This is a genomic window from Embleya sp. NPDC020886, assembly GCF_044333915.1.
Lineage (GTDB): Bacteria > Actinomycetota > Actinomycetes > Streptomycetales > Streptomycetaceae > Embleya.
Window position 1 is genome coordinate 342,798 of record NZ_JBIRRX010000006.1, and the last position, 13,933, is coordinate 356,730.

A 13,933-nucleotide genomic window follows, 5' to 3' on the forward strand; every position below is an offset into this window, starting at 1 on the left:
CAGATTTCCATACGCATTCTGGGTTCGTGAAACAAGCCAACTCACCGCCGGCCGCGTTGACTGCTGGGTATGAGACGGATCGCCGTGGTCGGATTGGCTTGTCGGTTTCCCGGGGCCGGCGACGGCCACGAATTCTGGCGATTGTTGCGGGACGGGACGGACGCGGTACGCGAGGCCCCCGAGGACCGGTGGCGCGGCGCCGAACTGCCGCATCGCCGGGGCGGGTTCGTGGACGGAATCGACCGCTTCGACGCGGCGTTCTTCGGCATCGCCCCGGGCGCGGCGGCCGCGATGGACCCGCAGCAGCGCCTGATGCTGGAGCTGGCCTGGGAGGCGCTGGAGGACGCCCGGATCCTGCCCGCCGAACTCGGCGGCGGCGACACCGGGGTGTTCGTCGGTGTCATGTGGGACGACTACGCGGCGCTCCAGGATCGGCTCGGCGCGGCCGGCGTCGACCGGCACACGATGACCGGCACCCGCCGCGCGATCATCGCCAACCGCGTCTCCCACCACCTCGGCCTGCGCGGACCGAGCCTGGCCGTGGACACCGCACAGTCCTCCTCCCTGGTGGCCGTGCACCTGGCGTGCGAGAGCCTGCGACGCGGCGAGTGCGGCGTGGCCATCGCCGGCGGGGTGAACCTGAACATCCTGGCCGAGTCGACGCTCGGCGCGGTGCGCTTCGGCGGCCTGTCGCCGGACGGCCGCTGCTACACCTTCGACGCGCGGGCCGACGGCTTCGTGCGCGGCGAGGGCGGCGGCGTGGTGGTACTCAAGCCGCTGGACGCCGCGCTCGCCGACGGCGACGACATCTACTGCGTCCTGACCGGTGGTGCCGTGAACAACGACGGCGCCGGGGAGGGCGAGCACGCCGGCCTCACCGTGCCGACCCGGTCCGCGCAGGAGGAGGTCGTCCGGCAGGCGTACCGGCGGGCCGGCGTCGCGCTGCGCGGCGTGCAGTACGTCGAACTGCACGGCAGCGGCACCCCGGTGGGCGATCCGATCGAGGCCGCGGCGCTAGGTGCGGCACTGGGTCGCGCCCGGCAGCCGGGTGCGCCGCTGTCGGTGGGTTCGGTCAAGACCAACATCGGGCACCTGGAGGGCGCGGGCGGGATCGCCGGGCTGGTCAAGGTGGCGCTGAGCATGCGGCACCGGTTGTTGCCGCCGAGCCTGAACTTCGTCGCACCGCCCTCGACCATTCCCCTCGACGACCTCGGCCTGCGGGTACAGACCGAGTTGACGCCGTGGCCGGAACCGGACCGGCCGCTGCTGGCCGGGGTGAGTTCGTTCGGGATGGGCGGTACGAACTGTCACCTGGTGGTCGCCGAGGCCCCGGCGACCGGTGCGCGGTCCGCCACGACGATCGCCCCGACCACCGCCTCGGCGGCCGGTGCGCACGTGTGGCCGATCGCCGGCCGCACCGGCGAGGCACTGCGGGCCCAGGCCGCCCGGCTGTCCTCCTTCGTGGACGAACGGCCGGAGTCCGCCGCGGACATCGGGCTGTCCCTGGCCACCACCAGGACCGCGTTCCGACACCGTGCGGTCGTGGTCGGCCGGGACCGGGAACAACTGCGGCTCCGACTGGCCGAGTTCGCCGCCGGCGCGGCCGTCGCCGGAGTGGTCGAGGGACAGGCCGCGGCGGTCGGCGAGACGGTGTTCGTCTTCCCCGGGCAGGGTTCGCAATGGGCCGGCATGGCGGTCGAACTGCTGGAATCCGTACCGGAGTTCGCCGAATCGATGCGGGCCTGCGAGGCGGCGTTCGCGCCGCATGTCGACTGGTCGCTGAGCGAGGTGTTGCGGGACGCGACCGCCCTGGAGCGGGTGGACGTGGTGCAGCCCGCGCTGTTCGCGGTGATGGTGTCGCTCGCCGCGCTGTGGCGCTCGTGCGGGATCGAGCCGGCGGCGGTGGTCGGACACAGCCAGGGCGAGATCGCCGCCGCGTGCGTGGCGGGCGCCCTGTCGCTCGAGGACGCCGCGCGGGTGGTGACGCTGCGCAGCCGGGCCCTGATCGCGCTGTCCGGCCGCGGCGGCATGGTGTCGGTCCTGCGGTCGGCCGCCGAGGTGCGCGAGCGGATCGCCCCATGGCACGGCGCGGTGTCGATCGCGGCGGCGAACGGACCGTCGTCCGTGGTGCTCTCCGGCGACCCCGACGCGCTGGACGAGCTGGTCGCGCGGTGGACCGAGGAAGGCGTCGAGACCCGGCGGATCGTGGTCGACTACGCGTCCCACTCGTCGCACGTGGAGCAGATCCGGGAACGGCTGCACACCGTGCTGGCCGGGATCCGGCCGAGGTCCTCGGCGGTGCCGTTCTACTCCACGGTGACCGGCGACCTGCTGGACACCGCCGAGCTGGACGCCGAGTACTGGTACCGCAACCTGCGGCAGACCGTGGAACTGGAGCAGGCCACGGGAGCGCTGCTGCGCGACGGACACGCGGTGTTCGTCGAGTGCAGCCCGCATCCGGTGCTGCTGCCCGCGCTGCGGGACACGATCGAGCAGGCCGGATCCGCATCCGGCGTGGTCACCGGCTCGCTGCGCCGGGGCGAAGGCGGGCCGGAGCGCTTCCTCGCGTCACTGGCCGAACTGCACGTGCGCGGGGTCCGGGTGGACTGGCCGCGCGTGTTCGCCCTGCGCGGCGCCCGCACCGTGGACCTGCCCGGCTACGCCTTCCAGCGCGAGCGGCACTGGCTCACCGAACCGGCCGTACGGGCCGCGCTCCCCGAGCCGCGGTCCGGGCCGGCGGCGCCCGCTCCGGCCGGGGTCACGGCCGTGATCCCGGCCGGGCCCCGGATGCTCGGGCTGGTGCGGTCGACCGTCGCGGTCGTGCTCGGCCACTCGGGCGGCGACGCGGTGGATCCCGGCGCCACGTTCAAGGAGCTGGGGTTCGACTCGCTGGGCTCGGTGGAACTGCGGGACCGGTTGAGCGCGGCGATCGGGCGCCCGCTGCCGGCGGGCCTGTTGTTCGGTCACCCGACGCCGGCCGAACTCGCGGACCACCTGCGTGTTCTGGTGACGGGCGACGACGCGGACGACTCGACCGGCGACCGGGCGGACGGCTCGCCGGGCGACACGACGGGCGGCTCGGCGGGCGACCTCGCGAGCGACGAGCCGATCGCGATCGTCGGGATGGCCTGCCGGCTCCCCGGCGGCGTGACGTCGCCGGAGGACCTGTGGCGACTGGTCGTGGACGGGACCGACGCGATCTCGGGATTCCCCACCAACCGGGGCTGGGACCTGGACCGACTGCACGACGTCGACCCGGACCGGGCGGGCACCTCGTACACCCGGCACGGTGGTTTCCTGCACGACGCCGACCGGTTCGACCCGGAATTCTTCGGCATCTCGCCGCGCGAGGCGCTGGCCATGGACCCGCAGCAGCGACTGCTGCTGGAGACGTCCTGGGAGGCGCTGGAGCGGGCCGGGATCGATCCCGCGGGCCGACGCGGCGCACCCGTGGGGGTCTTCGTCGGAGCGATGGCACAGGACTACGGTCCGCCGCTGCACGCCGTGCACGCCGAGTCCGACGGCTACCGACTGACCGGCAGCACGATCAGTGTCGCGTCCGGTCGGATCGCCTACACGCTCGGGCTCCAGGGCCCCGCGGTCACCGTGGACACCGCGTGCTCGTCGTCGCTGGTGGCGCTGCATCTCGCCGCGCAGGCGCTGCGGGCCGGGGAGTGCTCGCTGGCGCTGGCCGGCGGTGTCGCGGTGATGTCCGGGCCGGGCATGTTCGTGGAATTCAGCCGCCAGCGCGGGCTGGCCGAGGACGGCCGATGCAAGGCGTTCTCGGCCGCCGCCGACGGCACCGGATGGGCCGAGGGCGCCGGCATCGTGGTGCTCGAACGGCTGTCCGACGCACGGCGCAACGGGCACCGGGTGCTGGCCGTGGTGCGCGGCAGCGCGATCAACCAGGACGGGGCGTCGAACGGGCTCACCGCGCCGAACGGGGTCGCCCAGGAACGGGTGATCCGCCGGGCGCTCGCCGCCGCCGGGATCTCCACCGGGGACGTCGACGTGGTCGAGGCGCACGGTACCGGGACCACGCTCGGCGACCCGATCGAGGCGGACGCGCTCGCCGCCACCTACGGCCGCGACCGGGAGCCGGGCCGCCCGCTGCTGCTGGGGTCGCTCAAGTCGAACATCGGCCACGCCCAGGCTGCGGCCGGGGTGGCCGGCGTGATCAAGATGGTGCAGGCGCTGCGGCACGAGACGGTGCCCAGGACACTGCACGCCGACGAGCCGACCCCGCACGTGGACTGGGCCGGCGGCGGGTTGGAACTGGTGACCGAGACCCGGGAGTGGCCGCGCACCGGTCGGGCCCGCCGGGCCGGGGTGTCCTCGTTCGGGATCAGCGGCACCAACGCGCACGTGATCATCGAACAGGCGCCGGCCGAGCCGGAGTCCGCGCCCGCACCCGTCGGGCCGGCCGGTCAGGTGTTGCCGTGGGTCCTCTCCGCGAGCAGCGAGGACGCGGTGGCGACCCAGGCCGCCGCCCTGCTGTCCTTCCTGGACGCCCACCCCGACCCGGACCGGGCGGACACCGGATTCGCCCTGGCCGCCGCCCGATCCGGCCTGCCGCACCGGGCCGCGATCGTCGGCGCCGACCCGGCCGCGCTGCGCCGGGGTCTGACCGCGCTCGCCGCCGGCGTCCAGGCACCCGGAGTGCTGCGCGGCGTCGCCCGGGAGGCGGGCGCGGTGGTGTTCGTCTTCCCCGGCCAGGGTTCGCAGTGGGTCGGGATGGCGACCGAACTGCTGGACTCCTCGGCCGTGTTCGCCGAGACGATGCGGGCGTGCGCCGAGGCGCTGGCCCCGCATGTCGACTGGGACCTGTTCGAGGTGCTGCGCGACGCCGCCGCGCTGGAGCGGGTGGACGTGGTGCAGCCCGTGTTGTTCGCGGTGATGGTGTCGCTGGCCGCGCTGTGGCGTTCCCACGGTGTGCGGCCCGCCGCGGTGGTGGGCCATTCGCAGGGGGAGATCGCCGCCGCCTGCGTCGCCGGGGCACTGGACCTGGCCGACGCGGCGCGGATCGTCGCGCTGCGCAGCCGGGCCATCCTGGCGCTGTCCGGCGCCGGCGGCATGGTCTCGCTCGCCCTGTCCGAGGACGAGGCCGCCGAACGACTGCTCCGCTGGGACGGCCGGATCTCGACGGCGGTGGTGAACGGCCCGGGGTCGGTCGTCGTCGCCGGCGACGTGGACGCGCTGGACGAGTTGATCGCCGAGTGCGAGGCGGCCGAGATCCGGGTCAAGCGGCTCCCGGTGGACTACGCGTCGCATTCGGCGCAGGTGGAGCGGATCGCCGACGAACTGGCCTCGGTCCTGGCCGGAACGACCCCGCGCCCTGCGGCGATCCCGTTCTACTCGACGGTGACCGCCGATCTGCTGGACACCACCGACCTGGACGCCGAGTACTGGTACCGCAACCTGCGCAGCCGGGTCCGCTTCGCCGAGACGGTCGGCGTGCTGGCCGAACGCGGGCACTCGGTGTTCGTCGAGGTCAGCCCGCACCCGGTGCTGACCTCGGCGATCGAGGACGTGCTGGAGCAGGCGGTCGTGGTCGGCTCGCTGCGCCGCGACGACGGTGGCCCCGAGCGGTTCCTGACCTCGCTGTCCGAGGCGTACGTACGCGGGGTGAGCCCCGACTGGCGGACCGTCTTCCCCGACGCCCGGCCGGTCGACGTGCCCACGTCGGTGTTCCGACGTCGGCGCTACTGGCTCGAACCGACCTCGGACGCGGAAGCGGCGGACGTCGCGGCGGCCGGACTGACCGCGGCGGATCACCCGCTGCTCGGCGCGGTGGTGGAACTGCCGGACTCCGGCGGCCTCGTGCTCACCGGACAACTCTCCCGGCAGGCCCAGCCGTGGCTGGCCGACCACGGGCTGGCCGATCGCGGGCAGGGCGACACGGTGCTGGTGCCCGGCGCCGCGTTCGTCGAACTGGCGGTGCGCGCGGGCGACGAGGTGGGCTGCGACGAGGTGGCCGAGCTGACCTGCGAGGTGCCGCTGGCGCTGCCGGAGCAGGGCGGGGTCGCGGTCCGGGTCACGGTCGGCGAGGAGGACGAGTCCGGCCGCCGGGTGCTGGCCGTGCACGCTCGCCCGGCGGACGGTTCCGGTGTCTGGACCCGGCACGCGAGCGGGGTGCTGGCGGTCGGTCGGGCCGAGGAGTTCGACCTGAGCGCCTGGCCGCCGGCCGACGCGGTCGCGGTGGAGTGGGACGGCGGATACGACCGCTGGACCGAACTGGGCTACCGCTACGGCCCGGCGTTCCAAGGACTGCGCTCGTGGTGGCGCCGGGGTACGGAGATCTTCGCCGAGGTCGCGCTGCCCGCCGAGATCGAGGCGGACGCCGGCCGGTTCGGGCTGCACCCGGCGCTGTTGGACGCCGCGTTGCACGCCGCGGTCGGGGACGGTCCCGGCTGCCGGTTGCCGTTCTCCTGGCAGGGCGTGTCGTTGCGGGCCGGCGGGGCGTCCGCGCTGCGGGTGTGGATCTCGCCGGACGGGGCGGACACCGTCTCGTTGCGGCTCGCCGACGCGACCGGGGCACCGGTGGCCTCGGTGGAATCGCTGGCGCTGCGCCCGCTCCCGGCCGGGGCGCCGACCGGCGGGTCGCCGGATGCCCTGTTCCGGGTGGACTGGGTCGAGGCACACGTGCCCGAGACCCGCGACGACCGGCGGCCGTGGGCGGTCGTCGGCACCGACGAACTCGGGGTCGGCGTGCCGACCCACGCCGATCTCGGCGCGCTGGCCGCCGCCGGACCGGTACCCGACGTGGTCTTCGCCGCGTCGACGGGAGAGCCCACCGCGGCCGGCGTGCACGCCGTGGCCGGCCGGACGTTGCGGTTGATCCAGGAGTGGCTCGCCGACGAGCGGTTCTCCGCGTCGAGGCTGGTGCTGCTCACCCGCGACGCGATGGTCGTGGAAGCGGCCGAGACGGATCCCACCGGGGCGGCGGGTGCCGGGGTCTGGGGCCTGGTCCGGTCGGCCCAGCGCGAGCATCCGGATCGGTTCGTCGTCGTCGACCTGGACGCCCACGAGGCGTCGGTCGCCGCCCTCCCGGTCGCGCTGGCCACCGGCGAACCGCAACTGGCCATCCGCAAGGGGCGGCCACTGGTACCCCGGTTGGCCCGGGTCGCCGGCCGGCCGGCGACGCGACCCGACCTCACCGCGGGCACGGTGCTGATCACCGGCGCCACCGGCACCCTGGGCGCCCTGTTCGCCCGGCACCTGGTGACCCGGTACGGCGTAACCCACCTGCTGCTGGCCGGGCGGCGCGGACCGGACGCCCCCGGCGCGGCCGAACTCGCCGCCGAGCTGGCCGAGTCGGGCGCGACGGTCACCGTGGCCGCGTGCGACGTCGCCGATCGTGGCGCGCTGGCCGAGCTGTTGGCCTCGATCCCGGCCGAACGCCCGCTGACCGGTGTGCTGCACGCCGCCGGGCTGCTCGACGACAGCGTGCTCGAAGCGATGCGCCCCGAGCAGCTCGAACGGGTACTGCGGCCCAAGGTCGACGCCGCGCTGAACCTGCACGAGCTGACCCGAGGACTCGACCTGTCGATGTTCGTGCTGTTCTCCTCGGTCGCCGGGATCCTCGGGCTGCCGGGACAGGCGAACTACGCCGCCGCCAACGCGTTCCTGGACACCCTGGCCCAGCAGCGCGCGGCAGGCGGCCTGCCCGCCGTGTCGCTCGCCTGGGGCCTGTGGGCGCCGCCGAGCGGCATGACCGGCCGACTCGCGGACGCCGACCTGAGCCGGATGCGCCGCGCCGGCCTGACCGCGCTGACCGCGGCGGACGGGCTGGCCCTGTTCGACGCCGCGGTCTCCGCCGACACGCCCCTGCTGGTCCCGGCCCGGATCGACCCGGCCGCGGTACGGGCGCACGGTACGGTACCGGCCCTGCTGCGCGGGGTGGTCCGCGACCGGGTCCGGCGCGCGGAGGCCACCGCGGCCAAGCCGGGCGACGCCGTCGCATCGCTCGGCGCGGGCCTGGCCCGGATGTCCGGTGCCGAGCGCGAGGAAGCCCTGCTCGGCCTGGTCCGCGAACACACCGCCACCGTGCTGGCCCACGGCACACCGGGCGCGGTCGCCCCCGGCCGGACCTTCAAGGAACTGGGGTTCGACTCGCTGACGGCGGTGGAACTGCGCAACCGGCTGGGCGCGGCGACCGGGCTGCGCCTGCGGGCCACGCTGGTGTTCGACTACCCGACACCGGCGGCACTCGCCGGTCACCTGGGCACGGCGCTCGCCCCGACCGAGCCCACCGGGCCGACGGAGCCCACCGGGCCCACCGTGCCGGCCGCGTCACCCGTACCGCAGGCGGTCGAGCTGGACGGGCTGGAGCTCGACGAACTCTTCGACCTCATCGACGGCGAACTTGGCATGCCCTGATCGGAGTTCTTGTGAGTAACGAAGAGAAGCTGGTCGAATACCTCAAGCGGGTCACGGCCGAGTTGCAGCAGACCAAGCAACGCCTGCGCGACACCGAGCAGGCGAGCCGCGAACCGATCGCCATCATCGGCATGGCGTGCCGCTTCCCCGGCGACGTCGGCTCGCCGGAGGACCTGTGGCGGCTGCTGGAGGCCGGTGGCGACGCGATCGGCGAATTCCCCGTCGACCGGGGCTGGGACGCGGAGTCGCTCTACGACCCGGACCCCGACACCCCCGGCCGCACCTACACCCGAAGCGGCGGATTCCTGCGCGACGCGACGGAGTTCGACCCGGAGTTCTTCGGGATCTCGCCGCGCGAGGCGGTCGCGATGGACCCGCAGCAGCGGCTGCTCCTGGAAACCTCGTGGGAGGCGCTGGAGCGGGCCCGGGTCCGCCCCGCATCGCTGCGCGGCGCCCGGGTCGGGGTGTTCGCCGGAGCCATGGCACCGGACTACGGCCCCCGACTGCACCAGGCCGCCGGCGGCGCGGAGGCGCATCTGCTCACCGGCACCGCGAACAGCGCCGCGTCCGGGCGGATCGCCTACACCTTCGGGTTCGAGGGCCCCGCGGTCACCGTCGACACGGCCTGCTCCTCCTCGCTGGTCGCACTGCATCTGGCGGTGCAGTCGCTGCGCCGCGGCGAGTGCACGCTGGCGCTGGCCGGCGGTGCCACGGTGATGTCCACCCCGGGCATGCTCGTCGCGTTCAGCCGCCAGCGCGGACTGGCCTCGGACGGGCGCTGCAAGTCCTTCGCCGACGCGGCCGACGGCACCGGCTGGGCCGAGGGCGTCGGCATGCTCCTGGTCGAGCGGCTCTCGGACGCGCTGCGGCTCGGGCATCCGGTACTGGCCGTGGTGCGCGGCAGCGCGGTCAACCAGGACGGCGCGTCGAACGGGTTGACCGCGCCGAACGGACCGTCCCAGCAGCGGGTGATCCGGCAGGCGCTGGAGAACGCCGAGTTGTCCGCCACGGACGTGGACGCGGTCGAGGCGCACGGCACCGGAACCGGCCTCGGCGACCCGATCGAGGCCCAGGCCGTCCTGGACACCTACGGCCCGAACCGCGACCGCCCCCTGTGGCTCGGATCGTTGAAGTCCAACATCGGCCACACCCAGGCCGCCGCCGGGGTCGGCGGCGTGATCAAGATGGTGCTCGCGCTGCACCACGGGGTGCTGCCCAAGACGCTGCACGTGGACGCTCCCTCCTCGCATGTGGACTGGTCCTCGGGAGAGGTACGGCTGCTGACCGAGCGGCGGGAGTGGCCGCGAACGGACGCGCCGCGGCGGGCCGCGGTGTCGTCGTTCGGGATCAGCGGTACGAACGCGCACGTGATCCTGGAGCAGGCGCCGGCGACCGAGCCGGTCGAGGCGGTCGAGCCGAGGGAGCGGACCCCGCTGCCGCTGGTGCCGTGGGTGCTCTCCGGCCGGACCCCCGAGGGGCCGGCCGACCAGGCCGGGGCCCTGCTGGCCGCCGTGGACGGGCTCGACCCGCTCGACGTCGGGTTCTCGCTGGCGACCACCCGGACGGCCTTCGAACAGCGGGCCGCGGTGGTGGCGGCGGACCGGGACGGACTGCTCGCGGGCCTGCGGGCGATCGCCGCCGGCGACACGGTCGCCGGGGTGGTGCGGGGTGTCGCGCACCCGGGCCGGACCGCGTTCGTGTTCGCCGGACAGGGCACCCAGCGGCTCGGGATGGGCCGCGAACTCTACGCGGCGTTCCCGGTGTTCGCGGCCGCGCTGGACGAGGTGTGCGCCGGGTTCGACGGCCTGCTGGACCGGCCGCTGCGCGAGGTACTGCTCGCGGAGCCGGAGCCGGAGCCGGAGCGGGAGTCGGGGCCGGAGCCGGAAACGCAGACGCAGACGGGCGCCGGACTGCTGGACCGCACCGGCTGGGCGCAACCCGCGCTGTTCGCGGTCGAGGTCGCGCTGACCCGCCTGCTGGGCTCCTGGGGGGTGCGGCCGGAGGTGCTGGCCGGGCATTCGATCGGCGAGTTGTCGGCGGCGTTCGTCGCGGGACTGTGGACGTTGGAGGACGCGTGCCGCGTGGTGGCGGCGCGCGGCCGGCTGATGGAGGCGTTGCCGGCGGGCGGCGCGATGGTGTCGATCCGGGTCGGCGAGGACGAGGTCGCCTCGATGGCGGCGGGTGCCGAGGTCGGCATCGCCGCCGTGAACGGCCCGGAATCGGTGGTCGTGTCGGGCGAGGAGGCCGCCGTGTCGCGGGTCGCCGAGCACTTCGCGGCCCTGGGCCGACGCACGAAGCGGTTGCGGGTGAGCCACGCGTTCCACTCGCCCCTGATGGACCCGATGCTGGCGCCCTACCGCGAGGTGCTCGCCCAAGTGGAGTTCCACGAACCGGTGTTGCCGATCGTGTCGACGGTCACCGGCGAGCCGCTGCCCGCCGAGTCGGTGTGCTCGCCGGAGTACTGGGTGCGCCAGGTCCGCGAGCCGGTGCGGTTCGCCGCCGCGGTGCGTCGGCTCGGGGACGACGGGGTGACCCGGTTCGTCGGCGTCGGCCCGGATGCCGCGGTGACCGCGATGGCCGAGGGGTGTTTCCCGGAAGGGGACGCGGTGTCGGTCGCGGTGCCGGTGTTGCGCGCCGATCGCCCGGAACCGGCCACCGCGACGACCGCGTTGGCCACCCTGCACGTGCACGGAGTGGAGGTGGACTGGCCCGCGGTGTTCGCCGAGACGGGTGCGCGCACGGTGCCGGTGCCCACCTACGTGTTCCGGCGCGACCGGTACTGGATGGAGGTGCCGGCGCAGGCCGGCGACCTGCGCGCCGCGGGCCTGGCCGCCGGGGAACACCCGCTGCTCGGCGCGGTGTTGGCGCTGCCGGAGTCCGGCGGGACGGTACTGACCGGCCGGTTGTCCCCGCAGGCCCAGCCGTGGCTGGCCGACCACGCGGTGCTGGGTCGGGTGATCGTGCCCGGCGCGGCGTTCGTCGAGATGGTGCTGCGGGCCGGCCGTGAGGTCGGGTGCGACCTGCTCGACGAACTGACCGTGCACACACCGCTGGTGCTCGGGGAGCGCGACGGGGCACAACTTCAGGTCGTGGTCGAGCAGGCCGACGAGTCCGGACACCGGGCGGTGTCGGTGCACGCCCGCACCGAGCACGGCGACTGGGTCCGGCACGCGGACGGTTCGTTGTCCGACTGGGCACCGCCCGCCGGGTTCGAGGCCGGGCACTGGCCGCCGGAGGGGGCGCAGGAGGTCGCGATCGGCGACCTGTACGCCGACCTCGCCGCCCGCGGGTACGACTATGGACCGGCGTTTCGCGGGTTGTCCGCGCTGTGGCGGCTCGGGGACGAGGTGTTCGCCGAGGTCGCGCTGCCGCCGGAGGCGGCGGCGGACGCGGATCGGTACGGCCTGCACCCGGCGCTGCTGGACGCGGCGCTGCACGCGGTCTGGTTCGGCTCCTTCCTCGACCGGATGCCGGGCGCCGTCCTGCCGTTCGCGTGGTCCGGGGTGTCCCTGTCCGCGGTCGGCGCGTCCGCGCTGCGGGTGCGGATGTCGGCCGCCGGCGCGGACGTGGTGTCGATCCGGCTCGCGGATGCGAGCGGTGTGCCGGTGGCGTCGGTCGACGGCCTGCGCTTTCGGCAGATGCCGACGACCGAGCCGGGTACGCCCGCGGAGTCGATGTTCCGGGTGGAGTGGTCGGCCGCGCCCGCCGAGCCGGTGGAGCCGGCCCGGTGGACGCTCGTCGGGGAACTCGCCGAGGTCGGCGCCGATCCGGACGTGGTGTTCCTGCGCTGCCCGGCCGGCCCGGACGCCCGGGAGGTCACCAATGTGGTGCTCACCGCCGTGCAGGAGTGGCTCGCGGACGAACGCTTCGCCTCCGGCACGCTCGTGTTGGTGACCGAGGGGGCGGTCGGGGCCGAGCCGAAGGAGCCGGTCGACGGGCTGGCCCAGGCCGGTGTGTGGGGCCTGGTGCGGTCGGCGCAGACCGAGAACCCCGGCCGATTCGGGCTGGTGGACGTGGACGCCGAGTCGGTGCCGTGGGACGCGGTGGCGGCGCTGGTCGCGCAGGAGCCGCAGTTGGCGGTGCGCTCCGGTCGGGCCCTGGTGCCCAGGCTGGTCCGGGCCGAGGTGGGCGGCGCCGGCGCGCCGACGGCGGCGTTCGGGACCGGCACGGTGCTCGTCACCGGCGGGACCGGCACGCTCGGCGCGGTGGTGGCCCGGCATCTGGTGACCGTGCACGGGGTGCGGCGGTTGTTGCTGGTCAGCCGCACCGGCGCCGGGTCCGCGCGGGGCGTCGAGCTGGCGGCCGAACTGACCGCGCTGGGCGCCGAGGTGGTCCTGGCCGGTTGTGACACGGCCGACCGCGCCGCGCTGTCCCGATTGCTCGCCGCGATCCCCGCCGAGGCCCCGCTGACGGCGGTCGTGCACGCGGCCGGCGCGCTCGACGACGGGGTGCTGACCGAGCTGACCGGGCAGCGACTCGACGTGGCGCTGAACCCCAAGATGGTCGCTGCGTGGAACCTGCACGAGCTGACCGGCGATCTGGACCTGTCGGCGTTCGTGATGTTCTCCTCGCTGTCCGGCCTGATCGGCCCGGCCGGTCAGGCGAACTACGCGGCCGGCAACGCCTATCTGGACGCCCTGGCGCAGTACCGGCGAGCCCGGGGGCTGCCCGGGGTGTCGCTGGCCTGGGGCATGTGGGCCGAGCGCAGCACGATGACCGAGGACCTGACCGAGGTGGACCTGGCCCGGCTGGCCCGGCTCGGGGTGACCCTGTCCTCGTCGGAGCAGGGCGTCGCGCTGCTGGACGCGGCACTCGGTCTGGACGAGCCGCTGCTGGTTCCGGTCGCCCTGGACCTGGCCATGGTGCGCGCCCAGGCGGAGGTACCCCCGATCCTGCGGCGACTCGCGGGCCGCGGGGTGACGCCGCGTGCGCCGCGGGCGTCGCGGCCGGCCTCGGCCGGTGCGGGCGCCCTGTCGGACCGGCTGTCCGGCCTGGCCGAGGAGGACCGATACGAGATCCTGCTCGACCTGGTGTGCACCCGGATGGCCGACGTGTTGCAGTACGCGGCGGGACGGTCGATCGATCCGGATCGGGCGTTCTCCGACCTGGGGGTCGACTCGGTGTCCGCCGTGGAGTTCCGGAACCGCCTCGGCGCCGAGACCGGCCTGCGGCTTGCGCAGACGCTGGTGTTCGACCACCCGACGGCGGCGGCCGTGGCGCGTGAGCTGATGCGCCTGCTTGCGGCTCGCCTGTCGACGCCGACGGGCTCGGTGCTCAGCGAGCTGGACCGGGTCGACTCGGCGCTGACCATGTCCTCGGCGACCGGTCGGGACGGGGATCGCATCGCCGATCGCCTGGAGGGTCTGCTGCTGAAGCTGCGCGCCTTCCGGGACTCCGCCGACCGGCCCGACGAGCGGCTCGACGTCACCGCCGCGACGGACGAGGAACTCTTCCAGTTCCTGGACGGCAACCAGTAGGCCCGGATGCGCCGGTGGACTCGCACCGCGGGTCCACCGGCGCCGATCCGGTGGCGGTGAACGGTCCGTCGGGGGTG

1 protein-coding gene and 1 pseudogene are annotated in these 13,933 nt (G+C 74.8%); both read left to right on the top strand.

Going from position 1 to position 13,933, the window contains the following annotated elements; all coding sequences use genetic code 11:
- Nucleotides 1-69 precede the first annotated feature (69 nt).
- Nucleotides 70-8,379, top strand: coding sequence for a type I polyketide synthase (locus ACH4U8_RS23520; protein WP_395779922.1), 8,310 nt, complete (start codon nucleotides 70-72; stop codon nucleotides 8,377-8,379).
- A gap of 11 nt (nucleotides 8,380-8,390) precedes the next feature.
- Nucleotides 8,391-13,856: pseudogene (locus tag ACH4U8_RS23525) on the top strand (SDR family NAD(P)-dependent oxidoreductase); the annotation flags it as partial.
- Nucleotides 13,857-13,933: the final 77 nt, after the last annotated feature.

What these genes read in the sequence shown, in the direction of transcription:
- ACH4U8_RS23520 (WP_395779922.1), top strand. Translation starts at nt 70, where the DNA reads ATGAGACGGATCGCCGTGGTCGGATTGGCTTGTCGGTTTCCCGGGGCC.